Annotated in this window: 24 protein-coding genes; 7 read left to right on the forward strand and 17 right to left on the reverse strand. The window is 70.1% G+C overall.

Annotated features, from left to right (window positions below; genetic code table 11):
- Positions 1 to 4: 4 nt before the first annotated feature.
- Positions 5 to 1,711 carry an ABC transporter ATP-binding protein gene (locus DWB68_RS03005; protein ID WP_199700361.1) on the forward strand — a complete coding sequence of 569 codons (1,707 nt, stop codon included), beginning with the start codon at positions 5 to 7 and terminating at the stop codon, positions 1,709 to 1,711.
- A gap of 77 nt (positions 1,712 to 1,788) precedes the next feature.
- On the opposite strand, the gene DWB68_RS03010 is transcribed toward DWB68_RS03005, so the two are convergent.
- The 4 genes from DWB68_RS03010 to DWB68_RS03025 are packed head-to-tail and all read right to left on the reverse strand — an operon-like array spanning position 1,789 to position 5,412.
- Positions 1,789 to 2,118 carry a DMT family transporter gene (locus tag DWB68_RS03010; RefSeq protein ID WP_233548576.1) on the reverse strand — a complete coding sequence of 110 codons (330 nt, stop codon included), beginning with the start codon at positions 2,116 to 2,118 and terminating at the stop codon, positions 1,789 to 1,791.
- Complete coding sequence (locus DWB68_RS03015; RefSeq protein WP_233548577.1) at positions 2,115 to 2,492, reverse strand: DMT family transporter; 378 nt, start codon at positions 2,490 to 2,492, stop codon at positions 2,115 to 2,117. The genes DWB68_RS03010 and DWB68_RS03015 overlap by 4 nt, the downstream gene beginning before the upstream one ends.
- Positions 2,489 to 3,931, reverse strand: a complete 1,443-nt coding sequence (locus DWB68_RS03020; protein ID WP_119423660.1) for an NAD(P)/FAD-dependent oxidoreductase — start codon at positions 3,929 to 3,931, stop codon at positions 2,489 to 2,491. The genes DWB68_RS03015 and DWB68_RS03020 overlap by 4 nt, the downstream gene beginning before the upstream one ends.
- A gap of 44 nt (positions 3,932 to 3,975) precedes the next feature.
- Positions 3,976 to 5,412: an APC family permease gene (locus DWB68_RS03025; protein ID WP_119423661.1), complete on the reverse strand. Its 1,437-nt coding sequence runs from the start codon at positions 5,410 to 5,412 to the stop codon at positions 3,976 to 3,978.
- Between the two features lie 198 nt (positions 5,413 to 5,610).
- Here DWB68_RS03025 and DWB68_RS03030 point away from each other — a divergent pair, with 198 nt between their 5' ends.
- Together DWB68_RS03030 and DWB68_RS03035 are read left to right on the forward strand one after the other, a co-directional pair.
- Complete coding sequence (locus tag DWB68_RS03030) at positions 5,611 to 7,062, forward strand: aldehyde dehydrogenase family protein (protein ID WP_119423662.1); 1,452 nt, start codon at positions 5,611 to 5,613, stop codon at positions 7,060 to 7,062.
- An 88-nt stretch (positions 7,063 to 7,150) separates the two neighbouring features.
- On the forward strand, positions 7,151 to 7,654 hold the full coding sequence (locus DWB68_RS03035; protein ID WP_233548578.1) for an Lrp/AsnC family transcriptional regulator: 504 nt from the start codon (positions 7,151 to 7,153) through the stop codon (positions 7,652 to 7,654).
- 25 nt (positions 7,655 to 7,679) lie between these two features.
- On the opposite strand, the gene DWB68_RS03040 is transcribed toward DWB68_RS03035, so the two are convergent.
- Complete coding sequence (locus DWB68_RS03040) at positions 7,680 to 8,561, reverse strand: hypothetical protein (RefSeq protein ID WP_119423664.1); 882 nt, start codon at positions 8,559 to 8,561, stop codon at positions 7,680 to 7,682.
- 140 nt (positions 8,562 to 8,701) lie between these two features.
- Positions 8,702 to 9,211 carry a DUF1990 family protein gene (locus tag DWB68_RS03045; RefSeq protein WP_119423665.1) on the reverse strand — a complete coding sequence of 170 codons (510 nt, stop codon included), beginning with the start codon at positions 9,209 to 9,211 and terminating at the stop codon, positions 8,702 to 8,704.
- Between the two features lie 64 nt (positions 9,212 to 9,275).
- Here DWB68_RS03045 and DWB68_RS03050 point away from each other — a divergent pair, with 64 nt between their 5' ends.
- The 3 genes from DWB68_RS03050 (at position 9,276) to DWB68_RS03060 (ending at position 12,005) form a co-directional block, all read left to right on the forward strand.
- On the forward strand, positions 9,276 to 10,187 hold the full coding sequence (locus DWB68_RS03050) for an NAD(P)-dependent oxidoreductase (protein ID WP_119423666.1): 912 nt from the start codon (positions 9,276 to 9,278) through the stop codon (positions 10,185 to 10,187).
- A gap of 118 nt (positions 10,188 to 10,305) precedes the next feature.
- A complete protein-coding gene (locus DWB68_RS03055) occupies positions 10,306 to 10,719 on the forward strand; it encodes a tRNA-dihydrouridine synthase (protein WP_119423667.1) in 414 nt (137 codons plus the stop codon).
- Entirely contained in the window at positions 10,716 to 12,005 is a 1,290-nt protein-coding gene (locus tag DWB68_RS03060; RefSeq protein ID WP_119423668.1) for a glutathionylspermidine synthase family protein, read from the forward strand. The genes DWB68_RS03055 and DWB68_RS03060 overlap by 4 nt, the downstream gene beginning before the upstream one ends.
- Positions 12,006 to 12,172: 167 nt before the next feature.
- Here DWB68_RS03060 and DWB68_RS03065 read toward each other — a convergent pair whose 3' ends face one another.
- The 6 genes from DWB68_RS03065 to DWB68_RS03090 all read right to left on the reverse strand — a co-directional run bounded on the left by DWB68_RS03065 (position 12,173) and on the right by DWB68_RS03090 (position 18,300).
- Positions 12,173 to 13,105 carry an ABC transporter permease gene (locus DWB68_RS03065; RefSeq protein ID WP_407645637.1) on the reverse strand — a complete coding sequence of 311 codons (933 nt, stop codon included), beginning with the start codon at positions 13,103 to 13,105 and terminating at the stop codon, positions 12,173 to 12,175.
- A gap of 95 nt (positions 13,106 to 13,200) precedes the next feature.
- Complete coding sequence (locus DWB68_RS03070) at positions 13,201 to 14,205, reverse strand: ABC transporter permease (protein ID WP_119423669.1); 1,005 nt, start codon at positions 14,203 to 14,205, stop codon at positions 13,201 to 13,203.
- An 83-nt stretch (positions 14,206 to 14,288) separates the two neighbouring features.
- On the reverse strand, positions 14,289 to 15,989 hold the full coding sequence (locus tag DWB68_RS03075) for an ABC transporter substrate-binding protein (protein WP_119423670.1): 1,701 nt from the start codon (positions 15,987 to 15,989) through the stop codon (positions 14,289 to 14,291).
- Between the two features lie 382 nt (positions 15,990 to 16,371).
- Complete coding sequence (locus DWB68_RS03080; RefSeq protein WP_119423671.1) at positions 16,372 to 16,683, reverse strand: AzlD domain-containing protein; 312 nt, start codon at positions 16,681 to 16,683, stop codon at positions 16,372 to 16,374.
- Positions 16,680 to 17,378, reverse strand: a complete 699-nt coding sequence (locus tag DWB68_RS03085; RefSeq protein ID WP_119423672.1) for an AzlC family ABC transporter permease — start codon at positions 17,376 to 17,378, stop codon at positions 16,680 to 16,682. Before DWB68_RS03085 ends, DWB68_RS03080 begins: the two co-directional genes overlap by 4 nt.
- A gap of 64 nt (positions 17,379 to 17,442) precedes the next feature.
- Positions 17,443 to 18,300: a glycerophosphodiester phosphodiesterase gene (locus DWB68_RS03090; RefSeq protein WP_119423673.1), complete on the reverse strand. Its 858-nt coding sequence runs from the start codon at positions 18,298 to 18,300 to the stop codon at positions 17,443 to 17,445.
- 135 nt (positions 18,301 to 18,435) lie between these two features.
- Here DWB68_RS03090 and DWB68_RS03095 point away from each other — a divergent pair, with 135 nt between their 5' ends.
- Positions 18,436 to 19,713, forward strand: coding sequence for a DUF445 domain-containing protein (locus DWB68_RS03095; RefSeq protein ID WP_119423674.1), 1,278 nt, complete (start codon positions 18,436 to 18,438; stop codon positions 19,711 to 19,713).
- Positions 19,714 to 19,779: 66 nt separating this feature from the next.
- Here the strand turns inward: DWB68_RS03095 and DWB68_RS03100 are convergent, their stop codons facing one another.
- From DWB68_RS03100 to DWB68_RS03120, 5 genes are all read right to left on the reverse strand, one after another.
- Entirely contained in the window at positions 19,780 to 20,658 is an 879-nt protein-coding gene (locus tag DWB68_RS03100) for a hypothetical protein (protein WP_199700362.1), read from the reverse strand.
- A 113-nt stretch (positions 20,659 to 20,771) separates the two neighbouring features.
- Entirely contained in the window at positions 20,772 to 21,398 is a 627-nt protein-coding gene (locus DWB68_RS03105) for an alpha/beta hydrolase (protein ID WP_233548581.1), read from the reverse strand.
- Between the two features lie 4 nt (positions 21,399 to 21,402).
- Positions 21,403 to 22,566: an endonuclease/exonuclease/phosphatase family protein gene (locus tag DWB68_RS03110; RefSeq protein ID WP_119423675.1), complete on the reverse strand. Its 1,164-nt coding sequence runs from the start codon at positions 22,564 to 22,566 to the stop codon at positions 21,403 to 21,405.
- 293 nt (positions 22,567 to 22,859) lie between these two features.
- Complete coding sequence (locus tag DWB68_RS03115) at positions 22,860 to 23,780, reverse strand: cation diffusion facilitator family transporter (RefSeq protein WP_233548582.1); 921 nt, start codon at positions 23,778 to 23,780, stop codon at positions 22,860 to 22,862.
- Positions 23,781 to 23,923: 143 nt separating this feature from the next.
- Positions 23,924 to 24,280, reverse strand: a complete 357-nt coding sequence (locus DWB68_RS03120) for an ArsR/SmtB family transcription factor (RefSeq protein ID WP_119423677.1) — start codon at positions 24,278 to 24,280, stop codon at positions 23,924 to 23,926.
- Positions 24,281 to 24,316 lie beyond the last annotated feature (36 nt).

The raw sequence follows: 24,316 nt of genomic DNA on the forward strand, positions 1-24,316 counted from the left end.
CGGTATGACTCACGCCACACCCGAGCAGACCGCTCCCGAGGCCGCCCCGCTGCTGGAGGTCAAGGACCTCTCGATCTCCTTCCGCACGCAGCACGGCACCGTCGAAGCCGTCCAGGGCGCCAGCCTCACGCTGCGCCAGGGGCAGACGCTCGCGATCGTGGGCGAGTCCGGCTCCGGCAAGTCCACGACCGCCATGGCGATCATCGGCCTGCTGCCGGACAACGGCAACATCACCTCTGGGTCCATCACCTTCGATGGCAAGGACCTCGCGAAGTACTCGGACAAGCAGTACCAGAGCGTGCGCGGCAACCAGATCGGCCTGGTCCCGCAGGACCCTATGTCCAATCTGAACCCCGTGACGCGCGTGGGCGATCAGATCGCCGAGACGCTCCTCGTCAACAAGATGGCCACCAAGGCGGACGTCAACGCCAAGGTGCTCGAGGTCATGGGCCGCGCCGGCATCCCGAACCCCGAGGCCAAGGTGCGCGCCTACCCGCACGAGCTCTCCGGCGGCCTGCGCCAGCGCGTGCTCATCGCGATCGGCCTGGCCTGCCGCCCGCGCCTGCTCATCGCCGACGAGCCGACCTCCGCCCTGGACGTCACGGTGCAGCGCACCATCCTGGACCAGATCGACACCATGACCGCGGAGCTTGGCACCTCGGTTCTGCTCATCACACACGACCTCGGCCTCGCCGCCGAGCGCGCCGAGCAGGTCGTGGTGATGCACCGCGGCCGCGTGGTGGAGCAGGGCGACGCCCGCCAGATTCTCGAGAATCCGCAGCACGAATACACCAAGAAGCTCGTCGCGGCCGCCCCGTCCGTGGGCGTGGCCCGCCAGGCGCCGGGCGCCTACACGGCCCCGCTCGCCGAGCGCGAGGAGCTCGCCACCGAGGAGGTCCCGGCTGCGGCGCCCGCCAACCTCGTGGAGCTGCGCGACCTCACCAAGGTCTACCCGATCCGCGGCAAGGAAGACTTCTACGCGGCCAAGGGCGTCTCCCTGGACATCCCGCGCGGTTCCACCGTGGCGATCGTGGGCGAGTCCGGCTCCGGTAAGACCACCACGGCGCGCATGCTGCTCGGCCTGATCAAGCCGACCTCCGGCACCATGACGTTCGACGGCAAGGACCTCACGAAGCTCTCCAAGGCCGACGCCAAGGACTTCCGCCGCCGCGTCCAGCCCGTCTTCCAGGACCCGTACTCCTCGCTGAACCCCATGTTCACGATCGGCCGGATCATCCAGGAGCCCATGGACGCGTACAAGGTGGGCACGCCCGCCACGCGCCGCGCCCGCGTCAAGGAGCTGCTGGACCAGGTGGCCCTGCCGCAGGCCATGCTGCGCCGCTACCCCTCCGAGCTCTCCGGCGGTCAGCGCCAGCGCGTGGCCATCGCGCGTGCGCTCGCCCTCGAACCCGAGCTCATCGTCTGCGACGAGCCCGTCTCCGCGCTCGACGTGCTGGTGCAGGCACAGATCCTGAAGCTCCTCGCGGATCTGCAGGCCGAGCGCGGGCTCTCCTACCTCTTCATCTCGCACGACCTCGCCGTGGTCCGCCTCATCTCCGACTACGTCTGCGTCATGCAGAACGGCGAGCTCGTCGAGGCCGCCTCCTCCGAGGAGATCTTCACGAACCCGCGCCACCCGTACACGCGCAAGTTGCTGGCCTCCATCCCGGGCAACGAGCTCGGCATCCAGGAGGATCCGGAGGCCGCCTGAGGCTCCAGAACCCAACGCACGACGACGCTCGGTGACCTTCCGCTGGAAGGTCACCGAGCGTCGTCGTTCTGGCGGGGTTAGTGGGCCGCACCGAGCTCCACGAGCGCCACCCCGCACATGATGGCGGCGATGCCGAGGCTCATGAGCCACGTGAGCGGCTGCTTGAACAGGATCCGGGCGAGGATTGCCGTGAGGGCCACGCCGCACGCGGTCCACAGGCCGTAGGCGACGCCGAGCGGCATGCCGTGGGCCAGGGAGACGGAGAGCAGCGTGTAGGCGATGCCGTAGCCCGCCAGGACGGGGACGATCCAGCGCTTCTTCCTGAAGCCGTCCGAGTGCTGCAGGCTCAGCGTGGAGGCGACCTCCACGACGATGGCGCCCGCGAGGGCCAGGTACGCGACGATCACGGGCCGTCCACCGCCTCGGCCCGCTCCTGGGCCTTGGACCCTCCGTGGGACCCCAGCTCCACGAGCCCCACTCCGAGGATGATCAGCGCCATCCCGAGCGCCATGACGGGCGTGATGGCCTCGCCGAAGATCACCACCGACAGCAGGGCCGTGAGGACCACCCCGGTTGCACCCCAGATGCCGTAGGCGACGCCCACGGCCATGCCGCGGCGCAGCGTGAGGGCCAGCAGGAAGAACGAGGCGCCGTAGCCGAGCACCACGACGGCGACGAGCCACGGGTGGGTGAGCGCGCCCTTGAGCGAGAGGGTCGCGGCGACCTCACACACGATCGCCGCGAAGAGCGCGCCGTGCGCGGAGTGCCTCAGCCAGTTCACGAATCGAACCCTAGCTTGAAGGCGTCGAGCAGCCGAAGCCACGGGCCGCGCTTGCCCTCACGCCGGTCGGAGCGGGCCATCTGCGCGGCGGTGAAGCGAATCGCCGGCCACGCGATGGGCTCCGGGGGGAACGGGAACGGGCGCTTCTTGACGAGCTGGGTGCGCGTGCGCTCGGTGTCCTTGCCCTCGAGCAGGTCGAGCATGACGTTGCCGGCGAAGCGGGTGGCGGCGACGCCGAGCCCCGTGAAGCCGGCGGCGGCCGCCACCCGTCCGCCGTGCGCCGTCGTGAAGAAGGAGAAGAAGCGCGTGCACGTGTCGATCATGCCGCCCCAGGCGTGGGAGACCTTGACCCCCGCCAGCTGCGGGAAGAGCACTCCCAGGTGCACCACGAGCCGGCGGAAGGTCGGCTCGCTCAGGTCCTGCTCCGGGCGCACCTTGCGGCCGAAGTGGTACAGCGCGTCGTAGCCGCCGATCAGGACGCGGTCGCGGCCCTCGGCGTCGGTGATGAGGCGCAGGTAGTGGAAGCGGTTGTTCAGGTCGGTGAGGCCCTGGCGCTTCCTCCAATGCAGGCTCTCGCGCTGCTCGGGCGTGAGCGGCTCGGTCACGATGGCGTAGTCGTAGACCGGCACCGTCATCCAGCGATCCCGCAGCAGGAGCGCTCGGAAGCCGTTGGTGGCCAGTGCCACCCGGCGTGCGCGCACCGTTCCGAGCGGGGTGGCGGCGTGCATGTCGTCGCCGCGGCGGCGCAGGCCCTGAACGGGCGTGTTCTCGTAGATGCGCACGCCCAGCCGCTCGCACACGGCCCGCAGGCCGTACACGAGCTTGATGGGGTTCAGGACCACGCCGTCAGCGGTTGCCCAGTTGCCGAGCTGCGCGGCAGGGGTGTTGATCTCCTCGCGGAGCTGCTCGCCCCGCAGGAGCTTCATGCTCGGCTCCGCGGCCGCCATCTCCTCCAGGTACGCCTCTTGGTAGCGCTCCGTCGCCACCTTCACGACGCCCTCGCTGACCACGTCCGCGTCGATCCCGTACCGCTCGAGGGTGGCCAGGAGCTCCCGTAGGTTGTCCTCTCCGAGGCGTTCGAGCGTCTCGATCTCATCGGGAAGGTGCACCTTGGCGTTGGCGCGGCCGTGGGTCAAGCTCGGCTCGCAGAAGCCGCCGTTGCGCCCGGAGGCCGCCCAGCCGATCCGCTGGGCCTCCACCAGGACGACGTCGCGCCCCGGCTCGCGCTCCTTGGCCAGCAGTGCCGTCCAGAGCCCGGCGAACCCGCCCCCCACGACCAGCAGGTCCGCGGCGGCGTCCCCCGCCAGCGCCGGGTGCTCACTCTCGCGGGGTTGGTCGTCCTCCCAGAATGGAAGGCGCCGGGCGCCGCGCAGCGCTTCGTCGATTCCCTTCTGGTCGGCACGGCGTTCTGCGAGTTCGTAGCTGGTCTGCTGCTGCATGGGGAGCGGGTTCACTTTCAGGGGGAAGGACGGGTGTTGCTGGCTCAGTGAGCGCTGGTCGAGTCCTCGTCGCTGGGGGCGACCCAGCCGGAGGCCTGGTCGCGCTTGCGCACGACGGCCCAGATGATGACGCCGGCCGCGAGGACTCCGAGGGCGATGAAGAGCTCCTTGAGTCCTCCGTAGCCCGTGATGGAGAAGCCGGTAGCGCCGACCACGAGGATTACGGTCAGGAGCACCGCCAAGACGATCGAGAGCGGCGTGAAGAAGCGCGGCAACTTGATGGGCCGGACGGCGTCCGGGCGGTCCTTGCGCAGCAGCCAGTAGCCGGAGACGGCCAGGATGTGCGTGAGGATGTAGCCGAGGTTGCCGGTGACGATGATGGCCAGCGGGGACTGCAGCACCACGAGCACCAGGATGTTCATGACGAGCATGACGTTCAGGGAGCGCATGGGAATGCCGCGGCGATCCAGCTTGCCGACAGCCGGCACCGTGACGTGCTCGCGGCCCATGTTGTAGAGCACGCGGGAGGCGTCTGCGACGGACGTGGTCATGATGAGGATCAGCGAGGCGATGAGGCAGATGACCATGAAGTCGCTCGCGCCGCCGACCAGGTTTCCGAAGGCCCCCACGAAGAAGGCGGCCGGGTCCTCGTCGATCGCCGCTTCGCCGGCGTAGCCGCCGAGGGTGAGGGGGATGAGGAAGAAGACGCCGAGGCAGAAGAGCACGGCGGCCTTGATGGCACGCGTGGTGTCCTTGACGGAGTTCTTGTACTCGGGGGCGAAGGTGGCGCAGACCTCGATGCCGAAGGTCGTCCAGGCCATGATGTACATCCACACGAGAGCCGTGCGCAGGCCCTCCCAGCCGGAGGCGAGGCGCCACGTGAGCTCACCCGGGTGCCAGTCACCGCTGAAGAGCGGGAGGACGATGAACACGAAGAGCGGGATCATCAGCAGAGCAGCGGTGATGTAGACGAACGACATCGCCATGCGCACGCCGATGGCGTTGATGCCCCAGAGCAGCACGATGACGCCGAGGCCCACCACGATGGGGAAGCTCAGGTGGATCGGCCCGAAGGACACGGCCCAATCGACCTCGGGGAACCACTGGGCCTGAACCAGGGCACCGGTCACGGCACCATACGTCGCCAGGTTAGTGCCCCAGGGGAGCCAGTAGCCGACGCCGGCCAAGGGAGCCACCCAGGGCGCGCGCGACTTCCACGCCTTGGCGGCGTAGTCGGCGATGCCGCCCGAGGAGTTCGGGAACATCGTGGCGAGTTCGGTGTAGAGCCAGTTGACGCCCATGGCCAGGATCATCGAGATCGCCCAGAGGATGGCGGCGCCCCAGCCTCCAAGACCGCTGATTGAGGCTCCGAGGGTGGCGATGAGCGCGGCCGGCATGGTCATCGACATGGCGAAGCCGTCGAACCAGCGCATCTTCTTGGGCAGGGCCTGCGGCGGTGCCGTCGTGGTCTCTGAGGACATGACGATCTCCGTTCGTTCGGCACGTGAGCGTGCAAGGGGGGTGATGCAGGACACTGTGCCCCAAGACTTGTCGATACATCAAGAGTTTTGGCAGAACAATGTCGAATCCGCAAAATCTTACGACCAACTATTGCCTGGATCACAATCGCGGGGTTAGCGTGGCGGCATTCCCCTTCGTCCCCTCAGGAGAGAAGCAGCATGCAGACCTTGAACGCCAGCCCCCAGTTGTTCATCGCCGGCGAGTACAGCGACGGCACCGGCACCGAGCGGGTGGACATCGTCAGCCCCGCGACGGGCGAGGTCGTTGCGGCCCTCCCGGTGCCCACGGCCGAGGACCTCAACCGCGCGGTGGCCGCCGCCAACGAGGCACAGCGCGCCTGGCGCAAGGTCGGTGTGTGGCAGCGCGCCGAGATTTGCCACCGCATCGGCGACAAGCTTTCCGAGCGCGCCGAGGAACTCGCCCGCCTGCAGACCTTGGAGCAGGGCAAGCCGCTGAGCGAATCCCTCGCCGACATCAACGAGGCTGCGCAGCTCTTCCACCTGCACGCCGAAGACGCCGTGCGTCTGTACGGCGAGACACTCCCGTCCACCGACACCACCAAGCGCATGTTCACGCGCCGCGAGGCCGTGGGTACCTGGGGCATCATCACCCCCTGGAACTTCCCCCTGCTGATGTTCACGGAGTTTGTGGCACCGGGCCTCGCCACGGGCAACGCGCTCGTCGTCAAGCCCCCGACGCACACGTCCCTCACCGTGCTCGCCGCCATGGAGTGCCTCGTCGAGGCCGGGCTCCCCGCCGGGCTCGTCAGCGTACTGCCGGGCCAAGGTGACTTCGGCTCCCAGCTCGTGGCCCACGAGGGCATCCACGCGATCGGCTTCATCGGCTCCTCCGCCACCGGCGCCAAGATCGCCGCGACCGCCGGCCTCAAGCGCTCGGTCATGGAGTGCTCCGGCAACGGCCCCGTGGTGGTGCTCGAGGACGCGGACATGAAGCGCGCCGCCAAGGCTGCCGTCGACTCCGCCTTCTACTGCGCAGGCCAGGTCTGCTGCGCCACCGAGCGCGTCATCGTTGTCGAGGCCGCGCACGACGCCTTTGTTGCCGCCGTCCTCGAGTACTCCAAGACCGTCCAGCTGGGCGACCCCTTCTCCGAGGACACCAACCTCGGCCCCCTCAACAACGAGGGCGTCGCCGCCAAGATGGACCGCCACATGGCCGATGCCCGCGAGCGAGGCTTCGACATCCTCGTGGGCGGCGGCCGCGCCGAGGGTTTCCCGACCGACCTCTACTACAACTTCACCGTGGTGGACGGCGTCACCGAGGACTCACTGCTGGCCAAGGAGGAGTCCTTCGGCCCGGTGCTCCCGATCATCACCGCCAAGGACGACGACGACGCCCTGCGCATCGCCAACGCCGACGCGCTGGGGCTGCAGTCCGCCGTGTTCACGAAGGACATCAACCGTGCGTTCCGCTTCATGGAGGAGCTGGAGACCGGCCAGGTCGTCGTCAACGACTCCAATGGCTGGTGGGACATCAACATGCCGTTCGGCGGCGCTGGCGGCAAGGGCACGGGCTGGGGCCGCATCGGCGGCGTCTACACCCTGCACGACATGACGGATCTGCGCACCGGCGTGCTGCACATCGGCGACTGATCGTCCCGGCAGATCCTGTGAGCCCCCGTATCCTCGGATGCGGGGGCTCACGCACCCCATGGCACCCTTTCATCCGTCAGGAGTCCCCGTGAAGGAAGAGAACCGCCAGCCGGCACCGCCCGCGCTGGACGAGCTCGATCGCAAGCTGATCGCCGCGCTGCAAAAGGACGGACGCAAGCCCTTCAGCGCCCTCGCCGAGGAGTTCAACGTCCCCGCTTCGTCGGTTCGCTACCGAGTCCAGCGCCTGGAGGAATCCGGCGTGCTACAGATCGTGGGCATCGCCAATCCACTGAACATCGGCTTCGATCGTCTCGCCCTCATCGGTGTGCGGTGCGAGCCCGGAACGGGCCGCGCCGTGTGTGCCGCACTGAGCGAGTTCCCCGAGACGAGCTACGTCGTGCTCACCACGGGCAGCTTTGATGTCATGGTCGAGGTCGTCTGCAAAGATGTCAGCCACTACGCGGAGTTCATGTTCGAGCACCTGCAGAAAGTACCCGGGGTGGCGAGCACCGAAACGTTCTTCGTGCTGGAGGCACACAAGCTCGCGTACGGCTGGGGCGTGGGCGAGGCGGTTCCCTCGGCCACAGAGTAGGCCGGCCAAGGCGCGGCAGCACCGCTCAGCCGCGGTGCTTGCCGCTGCCGCCCTGCCCGCGATCGGCGTGCTTGCCGCCGCGCGAGGACCCGCCCTCGGAACGATCGGCCGCGCGGCCCTGCGCCCCGCGATCGGCGTGCTTGCCCTGGCCCTTACCCTGGGACCGGTGCTGGCCCTTCTCCATGCCGTGCCCCTTCCCCTGTCCCTTCCCGGAACCGTAGGGGTTCCCCTTCCCGTGGCCCTTGCCGTGGCCGTTGCCCTTGCCTGGCTTGGAGCCGGTGGTCGAGCCGTTGTTCGAGGATCCGTCACCCGGCTTCACGGGCGCGGGCTTGCTGGGCGCGGGCTTGCCCGGAGCCGGCTTCGAGGGCGCCGGTTTGCTCGGAGTGGGTTTCACGGGGGCGGGCTTGATCGGCGCGGGCTTGCCCGCGCTGGGCCGCCCAGCGCCGCTCCCCGGGCCCGAAGAGCCCGTGGCAGTGGCGGGGCGGACCGCCGCGGACGACGGGGCGCGTCCCTTCCCTGGCGCGGCAGTACCCGCGCGCCCGTGCGTCGCGGTGCCAGCCGGGGCCGCCCCGCTGCCCTGGCCACCCGCGTCAGCCGAGCCGCCCTCGGCTGAACCGGCGGACTCCCCGGCCCCGCCGCTCGCCCCGAGCACCCGCACCACGGATGCCTGGAGCTGCGCGGGCTGGGTGTTCACGGCCTCGGCGTCAGAAGGCAGGCCCAAGGGATCGGACGGCGGGGCCGCCTCGGCCGACGGCGAGGCCTGCTCGGGAATGGCGCTCAGCGCGGCTCCGGCGACGACCGCCGCGGCAATCGCGCCCCATGCGGCGAAGCGTGCCCCTTGGCGCGCCCCGTGGCGCACGGGGCCGACTGCCAGCCACGCGGGCGCGGCGACGTGACGACCAGGCATGACAACCCCCCTTCGGGCCCCGCGTTCCCCCGAACGCGACGCGGACCCAGACCTCAAGCAAAGATGACAGTGTGCAGAATGCATCGCCTACTGAATCAGTGTTCTGCCACGTTGGCAAGGAGTCGCCAACGGTCCGGCCCTCAGCGCTCGCGCAGCGCCCTGAAGTAGCGCCGCCGCACCACGGCCTGCGCCGCGAGCAGCGCGGGGAAGGCGAGCGCCCACCCGAACCGGTCGGAGGGACGCGTGAGCGAGCGCAGGGTCAGCGAAAACTCCCCGCCTTCAGCGGCCCGATGCAGGATGAAGGCCTCCTCGCCGCGCACCGGATGCCCGGGCAGGGTCCGGTAGGCCAGGGCCACGCGCAGCGGCGTGCTGACGACCTCCGCGACCTCCACCGGCTCGCGCACGCTCACCCCGAGCGCCCGCACCACGATCATGGGCCGCGCGCCGGCAACGGCCACTCCGGGCGGGGTCACGGAGAAACCGCTGCGGGTCTTCACGCCCCACTCCAGGAGGGCCGCCCCGGCGGCCGTCCAGGCCGCCTCGCCCGAGCCCACGCCCGAGGTGAGCTCGGCGCGGAGGTACCCGCGCGGCGTCGTGCCCCAGGCCTCACTGCCCGGCATGGTCAGGCCGCGTGATCCGTCCACCGTCATCCCCCCCGCGCTTTTCGGTATCCCGTGATGAGATGACATCACACCCGGGAGCCTAGGAGGACGCATGAACCACCCCACCGTCCCCCGCGTCGGCGTGATCGGCCTGGGCGCCATGGGCGAGCCCATGGCGCTGCGCTTGCTCGAGGGCCACGGCCAGGTCCACGCGGCCGGCCGCTCGCCGCGCCCCGCGCTCGTCGAGGCCGGCGCCACGTGGCACGCCGACTACCCCTCGCTCGCCGCAGCCTGCGACGCCGTCCTGCTCATGCTCCCCGACGTCCCCGAGGCCGAGGCCGTGCTCTTCGGAGGGCCCGACGGCGCCGTGCCCGGCTTGCTTGCCCGGGTCACCGAGCGTTCAACGGACCTCCTGATCCTCATCGGCTCCACGAGCTCCGCCGTGGCCGTGCGCGCCCTCGCCGAACGCGTCGAGGCGGCCTCCGGCGGCCGTGCGCGGCTCGTCGAAGCGCCGGTCTCCGGCGGCGTGGACGGCGCGGTGGCCGGCACGCTCTCCATCATGATGGGCGGCAGCGAGGCCGATTGCGCTGCCGCCGCCCGGGCCCTCGCGCCGTGCGGCAGCCCCGTGCGCCTGGGCCCCGTGGGCGCCGGAGAGGTGGCCAAGGCCTGCAATCAGCTGGTCGTCTCCGCGACGATCCTGGCCCTCGGCGAGGCCACCGTGCTGGCCGAACGCTCCGGCCTCGACGTCCAGGCGATGTGGGACCTGCTGGACGGCGGCTACGCCGGCTCGCGCCTGCTCACCACCCGCAAGCAGCGCCTCGTGGAACACGACGATTCGCCCTCCGGCGCCGCCAAGTACCTCCTCAAGGACCTGCGCTGCGGCCTCGAGGTCGCCGAGGCCACGGGAACGAACGCCGAGGCGCTCCCGGCCCTCGAGGCCACCTTCGCCCGTATCGGCGCGGCGGGCCTCGGGGACAACGACATGTCGGTCACGCGGCGCTACATCCCGGGTGAAGGCGACTGAAGATCTTGGCCGCGGGCGGCGCGCCGGCGGCTGGTAGCCTCACAGTGTTCGACGCCGTGTGGTGACCCGGCGGCGTCGCCTGTCAGGCAGACCCGGGTCCGCTTCGGAGTCAGCACCCATGCCCAGCACCACCACCCGCCGCAGGGCCTCTGTGGCCGTGTCCATCGGCGTGACCGCCACGCTCGCCACGACCCTCACGGGCTGCGGCAACGGCGCCACCGACACCTCGGACGAGTACGCGCGCATCTGCCGCGACACCACCACGCAGCAGCGTGTCGAAGACGAGAAGTGCAACGAGTCCGGTTCCGGGCGCGGCTATCACGGGCACTCCTACATGCCCTACTTCTTCTTCCTCGGCAACAACTCCCGCACGCGCGTCCCGGCCGTGGGCGAGAGCGCCACGGGCGGCACCTCCACGCTGCCCGACGGCAAGAGTGCACGCAGCGGCGTCTCCTCCAAGGGCGAGACCTTTGCGCGCGGCACGGCCCGCGGCGGCTTCGGAGGCTCCGGCAAGGGCGGCTTCGGCGGATGAGGCGGATCGAGCTGGAACCGCGCCTGAACTGGCGCGAGAGCATCAACCGTTCCGGCCTCATCTACTCCACCTCGCACAAGCCGGGCGTGGGTCCGGTGGAGTACTGGAACGACGGCGCGGCGTACGTCTTCACGCTGCCTGAGGTCGAGGAGCTGGAGCGCCAGAGCGAGGAACTGCACCAGATGTGCCTCGAGGCGGCCCGCTACATGGCCACGGGCGAGCTCGGCACGCTGGGCCTGAGCGAGGAGGGCTTCGAGCTGGCCCGCCGCTCGCTGGATGAAAACGCGCCGGACGTCTACGCGCGCTTCGACCTCGCCTACGCCGGCGACGGCTCCCCGGCCAAGATGCTCGAGTACAACGGGGACACCCCCACGGGCCTCATCGAGGCCGCGATCACGCAGTGGGATTGGTTCCAGGATCGCATCAACATGGGTGAGTTGAGCCCCGCGTGGGATCAGTGGAACGGCATCTACGACGCGCTGATCGAGCGCTGGGGTGTGCTGCTGCAGCGCTCCTTCCAGCAGGGCACGGGCGGGCGGCTCTTCTACGGCTACTCCGCCGACGACCCCTCCGGCGAGGACTGGAGCACCGTGGCTGTCATGGCCGAGATGGCGCAGAAGGCCGGCTGGCGCACCACGAGCATCGAGATGGCGCAGATCGGCTGGAACTTCGACCGCCACGAGTTCGTCGGCATGCCGGAGAACCCCATGCACTCCACCGATCTGCTCGGCGGCGGCCCGGCGCGCGACGGCTCGGTGCAGCCCACCATCCGCAACATCTTCAAGCTCTACCCGTGGGAAGACATCATGTCCGGGGAGAACGGCGACCACTTCGGGAAGCTGCTCCTGGACTACCCCGGCGTCATCCCGAACTGGTTCGAGCCGCCGTGGAAGATGTTCCTCTCCAACAAGCTGCTGCTCGTGGCACTGTGGCGCCTCTTCCCGGGCCACCCGAACCTGCTGCCCGCCTACGTGGGCTCGCCCGAAGGCATGAGGGACTTCGTCATCAAGCCCGTGTTCGGGCGCGAGGGCGACGGCATCAAGATCGTGCGCGACGGCGTCGAGACCGCCAACGGCGCCGAGTACCGGCGCCCGGGGCGCGGCGGCGAGCGGGTGTTCCAGCAGTACCACGAGCTGCCGAACTTCCCCGGCCTGGCCGGCCCCAACCACCCGGTGCTGGGGTCCTGGATCGTGAACCAGGAGTCCTTCGGCGTGGGCATCCGCGAGTCGGACGGGCCCATCACGGACTACTACTGCCGCTTCGCGCCCAACCTCATCGAACCGTAGGTCACGGCCCGCCCGGCCGGCCCCGCGCCGTCGGGCACCCGCCGGCAAGCAACCGGCCCCGCCCACCCGGGGCCAACGAGCCGGCCCCCGCCCACCCTGCGCGGGTGGACGGGGGCCGGGCGGCGTTCCGAGGGGAAACCGAGGCTCCGCGCTGATGCGCGGAAGGATCAGCGCTTGCGGGCCTTGGGGTCCAAGGACTCGCGCAGCGACTCACCCAAGAGGGTGAAGCCGAGCGCCGTGATGGCGATGCAGAGGCCGGGCAGGAACGCGAGCTGCGGCGCCGAGGACAGGAAGTTCTGCGCCACCGTGAGCATGCGGCCCCACTCGGCCGTCTGCGGCACGCCGCCGCCGAGGCCCAGGAAGGAGAGCGCCGCTGCGTCGATGACGGCCGTGGCCAGCGCCAGGGTGGCCTGGACGATGACCGGGCCCGTGGCGTTGGGCAGCAGGTGGCTCATGGTGATCTTGGAGCGCGAGAGCCCCAAGGTCTGCGCGGCCAGCACGTAGTCGGCGCCGCGCTGCTGCAGCATCGAGGAACGCAGCAGGCGAGCAAACACGGGGATCTGCGCCGCACCGATGGCGATCATGATCGCAAACGGCGTCTGCCCCGCGATGGCCGCGATGGACACCGCCATGAGCAGGTTCGGCACGGAGAGCAGGATGTCCACGACGCGCATGATGACCGTGTCGACCCAGCCGCCAAAGCCGCCGGCCAGGGCGCCGAGGAGCATGCCGCCCAGCAGACCGATGCACGTGGAAATCACGCCCACCAGGAGCGAGGAGCGGGCGCCCCAGATCAGCTTGGACAGGACGTCGCCGCCGAAGTTGTCCAGGCCCAGCGGGTAGCCGGGGGTGCCGATGCCGGGGATGTCCGTGGGGGTCACCAGCTTGCGGCCGGGCGTGGCCTCGCCGCCGTAGGGGGCGATCCACGGGGCCAGCAGCGCCACGATGATGAAGAGGGCGATGATGATCGCGCCCACGATAGCCATGGGGCTGCGACGCATGCGCTGGAAGGCCTCGCCCCACAGCGACGTGCCGCGGTCCGCGTGGCGGGTGTCGCCCTTGTCCGCCGGGGCGGGCTGCTCGGCCTGCTCCGGCTCGATGACGGGCGGGCCCGTGAGGACCACCGCGTCGATGGCGCGGTCGGCGGCCGGGGGCAGCTGCTCGGGAAGCTGGTTCGGATCCGGAATGTTCGCGCTCACTTCACACGCACCCTCGGGTCGATGACGCCGTAGAGGAGATCCACGACCAGGTTGATCACCGCGTAGATGAGCGCGATGAAGATGATGTAGGCCTGCAGCACCGGGTAGTCGGCGTTGGAGATGGCCTGGGCGATGCCGTAGCCGATGCCCTGGAACGCGAAGACCGTCTCCGTCAGCACGGCGCCGGCAAAGAGCAGGCCGAGCTGCAGGCCCACCGTGGTGGCGACCGGGAGCATCGCGTTGCGCAGGATGAAACGCTTGCGCAGGATCTTGTTGGTCATGCCCTTGGCCTTGGCGGTGCGCACGTAGTCGGCTCCCTGCACCTCGAGCACCGCGGCGCGCGTGATGCGGGTGATGATGGCCAGCGGGATGGAACCGAGGGCGATGCCCGGCAGGATGAGGTGCTTGAAGGCGTCCCACGCGGCGTCGAATTCGCCCGTGATGAGACCGTCGAACACGTAGAAGTTCGTGTAGTGCGTGGCGTCCAGGCGAATGTCCTGGCGCCCGTCGGTGGGCAGCCAGCCCAGCTCCACGGCAAAGATCCACTTGAGGATGAAGGCCAGGAAGAAGACGGGGATCACCACGCCGAGCAGGGAGAGGATCACCGAGGTGTTGTCCTGCCACTTGCCGTAGTGGCGAGCGGCCCAGTAGCCCAGCGGGATGCCGATCAGCACGGCGAAGAGGATGGCGAAGAACGCGAGCTCCGCGGTGGCCGGGAACTGATCTGCGAACTGCTGGAGCACGGGACGCTGGCTCTGCGTCGAGTTGCCGAAGTCGCCGACCATCACCTTGGAGATGTACGTGAAGTACTGCTCCCAGACGGGGCGGTCGAAGCCGTAGGCCTTGTTGATGGCCTCGATGGCCTCTGGCGTGGCCTTCTCGCCCAGCATGGCGGTGGCGGGGCCACCGGGGAGGGCGCGCACCCACATGAAGAGCAGGAGCGAGAGGCCGACCAGGGTGATGACGAGCAGCCCCAGTCGTTTGGCGATGAATCTCAGCACGATGACCCTTTACTGAGTCAGAGGAACGAGGCGGGGTGCCCGCGCCCAGAAAGCACGGGCACCCCGAACACGTTGTCCTGGTGTTACTTGGACAGCTTGATCATGTTGTAGACCTCGTCCTGCACCGGCGAGGCCGGGTAGGAGGTCACGCGCGGGTTGAACGCCAGCGTCGGGACCGGGTGGGCCAGCGGCACGGCCGGGACCAGCTCGGAGATCTGCTTGTTGATCTCCTCGTACTTCTTGGTCTGGGCGGCCTCGTCGCTCATCTGGCGGGCATCCTCGAGGTTCTTGAACAGCGCGTCGTCCTTGAAGCCGAATTCGGGCTTCTCACCGTTGAAGAAGACACCAACGAAGTTGTCGGGGTCGTTGTAGTCGCCGGTCCAGCCGAGCAGGTGCAGGCCGTGCTTGTCGTTGCCCTGGACGTACGAGGTGTACTCGGTCCACTTCATGGGCTTGGGCTCCACCTTGATGCCCACCTCGGCCAGCTGCTGGGAGATGTTGGTGAAGGTGTCGGCCGGGGTCGGCATGTACGGGCGGGAGACGTCCGTGGGGTAGTAGAAGGTGGTCGTGAACCCGTCGGGGTAGCCGGCCTCCTTCAGCAGCTCCTTGGCCTTCTCCTGGTTGTACTCGTACTTCTCGACGTTCTCGGTGTAGCCGCGGACGGAGGACGGGATGAACTCGATCGCAGACTTGGTGCCCTCGGGCATCACCTGCTTGATCATCTGCTCCTTGTCGATGGCATAGGAGATCGCCTGGCGCACGCGGACGTCGGAGAGCTCCTTCTCGGCGGAGTTGATGCCGAGGTAGAGGACGTTGAACGCATCGCGGCTGATCAGGGTCTTGCCGCTGTCCTTGAGGGACTTGAGGTCGGCGGGGCCAACGAGGTCGTAACCGTCGACGTTGCCGGCCTCGAGGGCCTGCTTGCGGAACGGGGCCTCGGAGATGACGCGGAAGATGATCTTCTGCACCTGGCCCTGCTCCCCCCAGTAGTCCTTGTTGGCCTCGAGGGTGATGTGGTCGCCGTTCTTCCACTCAACGAAGGAGAACGGGCCGGTGCCCACGGGGTGGCCCAGGGCGTACTCGGAGAGCTTCGGGGCGTCGGCGGAGCCGGCGGTCTCGTCGGCCTTGTACTTCTCCATGGCCGTCGGCGACTGCATCGCGAAGGCGGGGAGGGACAGGGCGGAGATGAAGCCAACCCACGGGCGGGTCAGGGTGACGGTCGCCGTGGTGGCGTCGTCGGCCGAGCAGGACTTGTAGACGGCCTTGTCGGTGTCCTTGTCCGCGTAGCCCTGGAAGAGCGACTTGTAGTAGTAGCCGACGCCCTCGGACTGCTGGATGCCCTTGAAGTTGTACCAGCGGTCGAAGTTCTTGCAGACGGCCTCGGCGTTGAACTCGGTGCCGTCCTGGAACTTCACGCCGGACTTGAGGGTGAACTTGTAGCTCGTGCCCTCACCGCCCAACTCCCACTTCTCGGCGAGCAGCGGGGCCGGATCGGCCGTGCCGGGCTTGGTGCCCACGAGACCCTCGAAGATCTGGCGGGAAACGCGGAAGGACTCGCCGTCGGAGGCGAAGGCCGGGTCGAGCGACTTGGGGTCGGACGACGAGGCGAAGGTGAAGGTCGAGTCGACGGCGGCGGTGCCGCCTCCCGACGAACCGGTGCTACCCGCGCTGTTGCTGGCCCCGCCCTCGTCGCGCTGCGAGGCGCAACCGGTCAGGAGCAGGGCGGACACGGCCACAGTGGCGGCGGCAGCCTTCAGGCCACGACGCGTGCCGAAGCTGGTCATGTTTCCTCCAGGGTTGTGTGCGTGTGGAGCCCGCGCACAGGAAATTGTGAGCGACGCCACAGAATGACGTGAGGCAGAGCCTACCGCACGGTCAGTTACCACTGGATGTCGAAACGGCGACAAATCCCGTCGGATGCATCATGCGAGAACGCCCGGCGCTCGAAATCCCTTGTTTTGGCTGGATTCGGCGAGTTTTTTCGCAGTTCGGAAGCCCCGCACGACGGCGCGGGGAGGGCGGCCGCTGACCCCTCACCTCGCGCGGGCGCGGGCGGCAAGGCACGACGGCGCGCTGGCGGCCGGGCGCGCCGCGGCGCCACCCAGCGTGGTTGGCGGAACGAGCGCGGTTGGCGTGGCGAGCGGGGTCGGCCGAGCCGGGCGGGGCCTAGCCCCAGCCGGCCAGGCGCAGGAGCGCCGCGGCGACGGCCCCGGAGAGCACCACCACGAGGAACGGCGCGCGCAGCAGCAGCGCCACGGCCGCCGCGGCGAGGGCACCGAGCCGGGCGTCCAGCACCACGGAGGAGCCGGAGACGAAGGCGTTGGTGACCGTGAGCGAGGCGAGCAGACCGATCGTCAGGCACCCGGCCACGCGCAGGGCACGTCCGGACTCGAGCCAGCGCCGCGGGACGAGGTAGCCGGCCACCTTGGTCGCGTAGGCCACGGCCGCCGCGATGAGGATCCACCACCAGAGGCTCATGCCTGACCCCGCTTCCACACGCGCGGCGTCCGGCCATTGCCCGGCTCGAGCACCCAAAGGCCCCACGCCGCGGCGACCACGGCCGCCACGAGGAGGGGTAGCCCGGCCGGGAGGACAGGAGCGGCCAGCGCCGTCACGAGGCCGGCCACGACGGCGAGCGCCCAGGGCTCGCGGCCCTTGAGCCGGGGCCAGAGGAGTCCGAGGAAGGCCGCCACGGCCGCGCCGTCGAGCCCCCAGGCCTTGGGATCCCCCATGGCCTGACCGGCCAAGGCGCCCACCGTGGTGAAGAGGTTCCAGAGCAACCAGATGCCGACGCCGGTGAGCCAGAACGCGCGCCGGCGTTCGCGCGGGTCGTCCTGCGAGAGCGCCAGTGCCGTCGATTCGTCAATCGTGACGTGGGCGGCCAGAGGGGTTCGCCCGGGCCGGACCAGCGCGTTGATTTGCATGCCGTAGACGGCATTTCTTACCCCGAGCAGGGCGCTCGCGCCGAAGGCCGCCGGACCGCCCCCGCCGCCCGCGAGGACGCCGATGAAGGCAAATTGCGAGCCGCCCGTGAACATGAGCGCCGAGAGCGCCACGACCTGCCACAGGTTCAGCCCCGCTGCCACGCCGAGCGCGCCGAAGGAGATGCCGTAGAGGCCGGTCGCCACGGAGAGGCCCAGGCTCTGGGAAACAACGGGGCTGCGGCGACTCACCCCTCCAGCATCCCGGGAAGCAGCCGCGCACCCAAGTCTTGTGTCGGCGCCTCGACGCGGGGCCCTAAGCGTTGGCGGCGGCGAGCTGCTCGCGCAGGCGGGCCGGCACGTTGCTCGTGAGCTCCTGCACGCCGAGGCCGATCAGATACTGCGCGTCCTCGAGGCTGTCCACCGTCCAAATCCGGGCCGTGGCGCGGGAGAACCAGAAGCGAGCCACCTCTTCCAGCTCGCGGACGAGGTCGACGCCCGGGCCGGCCAGGCCGGCGTCCCCGCGCAGCAGGCGCTGCGCAGCACCGGCGAAGAGTCGCTCGGGCTCGCTGCGGGGACGGAAGTCGGGGTGCTGGATCGCGAAGGCCTCGCGCATCCAGTCCGCGTCCACCTCCTCGATGAGCTGGCACACCCCCTCGCGCGGGACGCGCTCGAGCAGGCGATCCACCGCGTTCGGCTCGAAGCTCATGAAGGAGACCGTGAGGTTCCCCCGGCGCCGCGTGGCGGGGTCGAAGCCGAGCCCCTCGAGCGTGGCGAGCACGGCGGCCTCGAGCCGCGGGTCGTCGCCGTCCTGGTGTTTGGTTTCGATCGCGAGTTCCAGGTCGCGGCCGGCCCGCGCGGCAATCTCGACGAGCTCGGCGAGCGTGCAGAACTGCTCCTGGACGGTGCCGAAGGCCGCGGGCAGCTCGGCGCCCTTCCAGGAGCTGTAGTCGAAGGAGCGCAGCTGCTCCAGGCTCAGCTCGCGCACGGAGCCGGAGCCGTTGCTCGTGCGCCCGAGGGTGGCGTCGTGATGGCACACCACCACACCGTCCGCGCTCAGGTGCACGTCCGTTTCGATGCCGTCGGCACCGTCCAGGAGGGCCTGTTCAAAGGCGGCCCTGGTGTTTTCGGCGTAGCTGGCGGAGGAGCCCCGGTGGGCGAAGATGCGCGGCATGGGCCCCACGGTAGTCCCGCCGCCCCAACGGAGGGTGAACGTCGGGGCACCAGGGCGTGCCACACGGCGGCGCGGCGTGCACCCACCCGGCCGCGCGTCGTCGTGCACGGAGCCGCGCTGCGGCAGGATGGGGCTATGAGCACCCTTCCAGCCCTCGGCGGCGGCAGCGCCGCCGATCAGGAACGCCGCGCCGCGCTGCGGCGCATGAAGGCCATCGCGACGGGCCTGCTGATCGTCCTGGCGATCGTCTTTGTCATCGCGTTTGCGCTGCAGGAGCGCTACCCGTGGCTCGCCTACGTGCGCGCAGCGGCCGAGGGCGGCATGGTCGGTGCCCTCGCCGACTGGTTCGCCGTCACGGCGCTCTTCCGGCGCCCGCTCGGCCTGCCGATCCCCCACACGGCGCTCATTCCGCGCAAGAAGGACCAGATCGGCGAGAGCCTCGGCGACTTTGTCGAGGAGAACTTCCTCTCCGACGAGGTGCTCGTTTCCAAACTGGCTTCGCTGCAGGTCGCGGCCAAGGCCGGCGCGTGGCTCGCGGTGCCGACCAACGCAAGCTTCGCGGCCGGCGAGGGCGCCGTGCTGCTGCGCGGCGTGCTCGATGTGGTCTCTGACGAGGACGTGCAGCGCGTGGCCGAGCAGCTCGTGCGCAAACACATGCTCGAGCCGGAATGGTCGGGCACCCTGGGCCTGTTGCTGCAGCGGCTCGTCGAGGACGGTCATCACCGCGGCGCCGTGGACGTGCTCGCCGACCGCGCGCTGGCCTGGGCCAACGAGCACCCCGAGCGCATCACGGAGATCGTCTCCGACCGTTCGCCGTCCTGGCTTCCCTCCGCCGTGCAGCGGCTCATCGGCGAGCGGTTGCACCGCGAGCTCACGGGCTTCCTCGGCGCCGTGCGCGCCGATCCGCAGCACGCGGCGCGGCGCTCCCTGGACGAGTGGCTCGCCGGCCTGGCGCAGGACATGCAGAGCAAGCCGGAGACGATCGAGGCCGTGGAACGCGTCAAGCGCTCCTTCATCGAGGACCCGCGCCTGCGCCAGGTGGCCCTCGATTCCTGGAACCGGCTCAAGGACTCGCTCAGCGAGGCAGCGGAGGACCCCGCCTCGGAGCTGCGCATCGCCTTCGAGTCGGGCCTGCGCGACCTCGGCACGCGCCTGGCCTCGGGCGACCCGCTCGCGGACAAGGTGGACGGCTGGCTGCGCGACGCCGCCGGCTACGTCGTGAAGAACTACCGCCACCGCGCCACCGAGCTCATCACCGACACCGTGGCGAGCTGGAACGGCCAGGAGGCCTCCGAGCGGATCGAGCTCATGGTGGGCCGCGATCTGCAGTTCATCCGGCTCAACGGCACGGTGGTGGGCTCGCTCGCCGGTCTGGCGATCTTCGCGATCGCCCACGCCGTGCTGGGGGGCTAACTCCGGCAAGAGCACGACGGGACCGGCCCACGCCACGTGGGCTGGCGCCGTTGCGCGTGGTGAGGCTTAGGAGGCGCGGCGGCCGCGCTCCTCCTCGATGGCGCGCTCAACGTCGCCGGCGGCCTCGCGTTCGGCGGCCACGAGGGCCTTGAGCTGCGCGGCGTCGGTCGGTGCGGCCGCCACGGCCGCGCCCAGCTCGCGCGCGTCAAGCGTCTCGAGCGAGGAGAAGGCCTGGCGCGTGGAGGTCACCACGCGGCGCCCCAGCACGCGCGAGGAGACGCCGCCCACCGCGGCGCCGATGCCGAAGGGCAGAGCGCGCCCCACGGCGCCGGCCGCCTGCGATGCCGCGAAGTGGCGCAGGAAGCGCGACTGGATCTCCTGGCCCACCATGGACCAGGTCCCGCCCTTGCCGCCGAGCGTGGAGACGGCGGCGCCCCACGGACCCTTGGAACCGCTCGCGAACTGTTCGGAGACGCCCGCGAGCAGCCCGGCCGCCTCGTCGCCGAGGATGACCGCCATGACGAGGGTCTTGGCCTGCTCCGGATCCTTGACGGCCACGCCGTGCAGCTCGGCCACGGTCTGGGCGTAGAGCGCGCTTGCCTCGAGGAAGGCCACCGTGACGCCGGCGGAGACGCCGAGCGAGGCGACCGTTCCGAGCCCGGGCACCACGGCCGTGGCGCCGCCCGCCGCGCCGGTCCCGGTGACGGTGCGCAGGTAGTCGCGCTCGGCGATGGCGATGAGCTGGGCGGCCGTGGCCTGCGGGCGCTTGGCCTTGAGCCGCTTCACGTAGGCCAGCACGAGCGGGCGCTGCACGCCGAGCACGCGCAGCATCGCTGCCTGCACGCCCTTGGCCGGGCGGCCGTCCTCGCCGCTCACCTGGCGGCCCAGGGCCACCTTGGTCTCCTGCGGCAACACACCGCCGCTGCGCTTCTTCTTCTTGCTCATGGTGTGCCAAGCGTAGGACACGCTCCTGGGCGTCCGCCCCGTCGGGGCTCACCCGCCCGCCAGTTCAGCCGAGGGCACAGCCTGGCACCACCCGTCCCGGCGCGCGGCGCGGCTCAAGCCGCGAGGTAGTGGCGCAGGAAGGTCCCCACATCGCGGATCTCGTCCACGCCGATGCCGTGACCCATCCCGGGGTAGGTGCGGGCCGTCAGCGCCGTATGCTCCTCGAGCCACGCCCCGGCGCTCTCCTGGGCGTCGGGGTTGATGACAAACTCCCCCGGGTCCCGGCCCCAGAAAAAGGGAATCCGCGGGGCGCCGTCGTTCCCGAGGTCAAGCAAGGGCTGCTCCACCACGAAGCCGGAGAGCCCCACGGCGCACCGGTAGGCGTGAGGGCGCAGGCGCAGCAGGGTCGTGGCCATGGCCATGCCCTGGGAGTGCCCGAGGACGGACACGGAGCGGAAGCTCGGGGCCAGCCGGTCCTGCAGGGCGAGCACCGAGCTCGCCGCCTCGATGACACGCGAGAGGTCGGGGCGCAGCCCCCAATCCAGGAGGAACCATCCGTATTGGTCGTCGTCCATCTCGAACGGCCCGCGCACGGCCACGCCGGTGGCGGTCAGGGGAAGCACGTCGAAGAGCGGGGTGACGGCGCCGGTGTCGGAGCCGTAGCCGTGCAGCATCAGGACGAGGTCGGTCCCCGCCGCCTCCGCGAGCGGGCGCGAGGTGACGAGGTCCTCTGGTTCCACGGGCTCAGACGGAGACGCGCAGCCAGACGAGGCGGTGCTTGCTTCCCGCCCGGTCGATGGCGTCCACGGAGCCGGAGGAGGACGCGTCGAGTGAGGTGCTGGGCAGGACGTAGTCGGCGCGCGAGCCGACGCCCTCGGCGTCCACGCGGCTGGACTCGGCACCGGCCTGCAGGCGGGCCATGGCGGTTCCCCACCACGTGCTGCCGAGCTCGGAGAGGCTCGCGGTGGTCGGATCGTTCAGCACCGTGCCGTCCAGCAGCCCACCCTTGGCGGTGCCGGCGGCCTCCTGGCCCAGCGCTCCGGCCACGATGGCGCGGGAGCCGGCGGGCAGGGCCCCCTCGCGGCCCTTGTCGTCAGCGATGGAGGAGAGGGAGGCCGAGCCGGAGACGTACTCGCGCAGGAAGCGCAGCTGGTCGGCGCGGCGCAGGGCGTCCGCGGGCGAGGTGCCGCTGGTGGTGGCCGTGGCCACGATGTGCACGGTCTGGCCTCCGACGCGGAGGGGAAGGTCCCAGACGCTCGTGGACTGCAGCGGAATGCTGTCGCCCGCCACGGAACCCAGGCCGGACGCACCCAGCTGGTTGCCCGGCAGGTCCTTCCAGAGCATCGACGTGAAGGTGCGCACATTGGCGGTGTCGATGGGGCGCGTGGAGAACACGAGCAACGAGCGCTGCCCGGCAAAGTCGCCGTCCCCGTAGGCGTCCCCGGGGCCACCGACCACGTTGTCGCCATCCAGGTCGGTGCCGGAGGGCTGGCCCACATTGGTCTGAGCCGCGTAGCTGTAGTCGTAGCGGATGCCGGAGCGCTCGCCACGGTCCACCGCGAAGTAGTCGTCCCGCAGGCTCGCGACGACGTCGCCGTCCGCGTCAACGTCCACGCCGGTCACCACGAGGACATCCGGGCGTTCGCGCTGCACCGCCTCGGAGAGTGCGATCGCCTGCGCATCGTCGTGGGCGGCCAGGTCCGCGGCGAGGTCACCCTCGCCGCTGCGGCTCAGGTCTGCCTCCACGGTGGCCACGGTGAGGGACGTCGAGGCGCCCCCGTCACGGGCGGTGTCCGCGACGGAATCGAGCGGCCCGGCCGCAGTGGGCGAGGCCCACGCTGCGACGGGGGTGCCAAGCATCGCCACAGCGGCGAGGGCGGCAACAGCCGCGGCACGGACTCGATTCATAAACTCCACAGTAGGGATTTGGCAGGCGCCCGCAAGACACTCCACCCGACGACTGTGAATCATGTCACACCGTGAGGGAAAGCGCTTTCGTGAGCGAGGCCAACAAACTCCGCGCGAACAATGCGAAGTGCTCCTTTATATCGTTTTGATAGACAAAATACGCTCGGAAAACTCCACAGTAGACCGATACCCAACCGAGACCCCTCCGTGACCTTTTGAGGGCACCCCGGCGCCCCGCCGTCGGGCATTGAATAATGTCAAATCCGCGGGAATCCGGGCCCTAACCGAGGCCCTCAGGCGTGCAGTTCACCCTCCGCCTCGCGCTCCCCCGGCGGTTCCAGCTGGAAGGTCGCATGGTCGAAGCAGACCTCGAAGTGCTCCGAGGCGCACGTGCGCAGGCGCTCGAGGATCTCGATGGCCCCGCCGTCCGTGAAGGCCGCCTCCTCCACCACCACATGCGCCGTGAGCACGGCCGTGGTCGAAGACAGCCGCGAGACGTGCAGATCGTGCACGGCCAGCACGCGTGGGACCTCCTCGAGGTGCTCGCGCAGTTCGCCGGCCTCGATGCCCTCGGGTGCCGCCTCCATGAGGACGCGGATGGCCTGGCGCAGGATCCGCAGCGAGCGCGGCAGGATGAGCGCCGCGATGATGAGGCCGGCCACGGTGTCCACCCAGGGCCACCCGAGCGTCAGCAGCACCACGGCGGAGGCGATGACGGCCACGGAACCCAGCGCGTCGTTGAGCACCTCGAGGAAGGCGGCCTTCATGTTGAGGTTGTCGTGCTGGCCGCCGCGCAGCACGAGCATCGACGCGAGATTCGCCGCGAGGCCGACCACGCCAAAGAACAGGAGCGCGCCGCCGGGGATCTCCGCGGGTTCACCGAGGCGCCGGACGCCCTCGATGAGCGCGAAGACGCCCACGCCGAGCAGGATCGCCGCCTGCGTCACGGCCGAGATGATCTCGGCGCGCTCAAAGCCCCACGTGTACCGGCCGGTCGCGGGGCGCCGAACCAGATGCCCCGCCGTGAGCGCCAACCCGAGCCCCAGGACATCGGTGAGCATGTGGGCCGCATCGACGAGGAGCGCGAGCGAGCCGGTGAGAATCGCTCCGACCACCTCGACCACTAGGATGCCGGCGGTTAGCGCAAAGGCGATGAGCAGTCGGCGGCGGTTCAGTCCCGCCGCCGCGTGCGCATGATCGTGATCGTGCCCCACCTGAAGGGCCCCCGTCCTGCCTGGCCGCCGCACGGGCGGGCGGTCCTCGCGAGCGCGGCACCGCATCTATTTGCGTATTTACGCAAATAGTAGTGTGCCGGGCGCTGGCCCACAATGCACGACGGCGTGTGGGCGCCTCCTGCTCAGGCCTCGCGCGGCTCCTCGTGCCCCAGCGGCACGGCGTCGGTCGCGTGGGCGGCCTGATGCAGGGCGTCCACCACGAGCCGGGCCGCGTGCGGATTCGCGAGGCGGTAGTAGACGCGATTCCCCTCCTGGCGCGTGGCCACGAGGTGGGCCAGGCGCAGCTTGGCCAGGTGCTGGGAGACGGCCGCGGTGGACTTGTTGACGCGCTCGGCGAGCGCGCCGACGGGCACCTCACCCTCCCGCAGCGCCAAGATGAGGCGCACGCGGGTCGCGTCGGCGAGCATCGAGAAGACCTCGGCCGCGACCTCCACGTACTCGCTCTCGACGCTGAGTTCCGGGACAGATTCAGGCTGCATGGGTGCCATTCTTCCCGCAGATCCCCGCCGCGCAAT

The sequence above is a fragment of the Galactobacter valiniphilus genome, from assembly GCF_003575975.1.
Classification (GTDB): Bacteria; Actinomycetota; Actinomycetes; order Actinomycetales; family Micrococcaceae; genus Galactobacter; species Galactobacter valiniphilus.

Bases quoted from the DNA above. Each gene is read 5' to 3' on its own strand.
- DWB68_RS03005 (WP_199700361.1), top strand. From the start codon at position 5: ATGACTCACGCCACACCCGAGCAGACCGCTCCCGAGGCCGCCCCGCTG.
- DWB68_RS03020 (WP_119423660.1), bottom strand. From the start codon at position 3,931: ATGCAGCAGCAGACCAGCTACGAACTCGCAGAACGCCGTGCCGACCAG.
- DWB68_RS03025 (WP_119423661.1), bottom strand. From the start codon at position 5,412: ATGTCCTCAGAGACCACGACGGCACCGCCGCAGGCCCTGCCCAAGAAG.
- DWB68_RS03030 (WP_119423662.1), top strand. From the start codon at position 5,611: ATGCAGACCTTGAACGCCAGCCCCCAGTTGTTCATCGCCGGCGAGTAC.
- DWB68_RS03040 (WP_119423664.1), bottom strand. From the start codon at position 8,561: ATGCCTGGTCGTCACGTCGCCGCGCCCGCGTGGCTGGCAGTCGGCCCC.
- DWB68_RS03045 (WP_119423665.1), bottom strand. From the start codon at position 9,211: ATGACGGTGGACGGATCACGCGGCCTGACCATGCCGGGCAGTGAGGCC.
- DWB68_RS03050 (WP_119423666.1), top strand. From the start codon at position 9,276: ATGAACCACCCCACCGTCCCCCGCGTCGGCGTGATCGGCCTGGGCGCC.
- DWB68_RS03055 (WP_119423667.1), top strand. From the start codon at position 10,306: ATGCCCAGCACCACCACCCGCCGCAGGGCCTCTGTGGCCGTGTCCATC.
- DWB68_RS03060 (WP_119423668.1), top strand. From the start codon at position 10,716: ATGAGGCGGATCGAGCTGGAACCGCGCCTGAACTGGCGCGAGAGCATC.
- DWB68_RS03075 (WP_119423670.1), bottom strand. From the start codon at position 15,989: ATGACCAGCTTCGGCACGCGTCGTGGCCTGAAGGCTGCCGCCGCCACT.
- DWB68_RS03080 (WP_119423671.1), bottom strand. From the start codon at position 16,683: ATGAGCCTCTGGTGGTGGATCCTCATCGCGGCGGCCGTGGCCTACGCG.
- DWB68_RS03090 (WP_119423673.1), bottom strand. From the start codon at position 18,300: ATGCCGCGCATCTTCGCCCACCGGGGCTCCTCCGCCAGCTACGCCGAA.
- DWB68_RS03095 (WP_119423674.1), top strand. From the start codon at position 18,436: ATGAGCACCCTTCCAGCCCTCGGCGGCGGCAGCGCCGCCGATCAGGAA.
- DWB68_RS03100 (WP_199700362.1), bottom strand. From the start codon at position 20,658: ATGAGCAAGAAGAAGAAGCGCAGCGGCGGTGTGTTGCCGCAGGAGACC.
- DWB68_RS03110 (WP_119423675.1), bottom strand. From the start codon at position 22,566: ATGAATCGAGTCCGTGCCGCGGCTGTTGCCGCCCTCGCCGCTGTGGCG.
- DWB68_RS03120 (WP_119423677.1), bottom strand. From the start codon at position 24,280: ATGCAGCCTGAATCTGTCCCGGAACTCAGCGTCGAGAGCGAGTACGTG.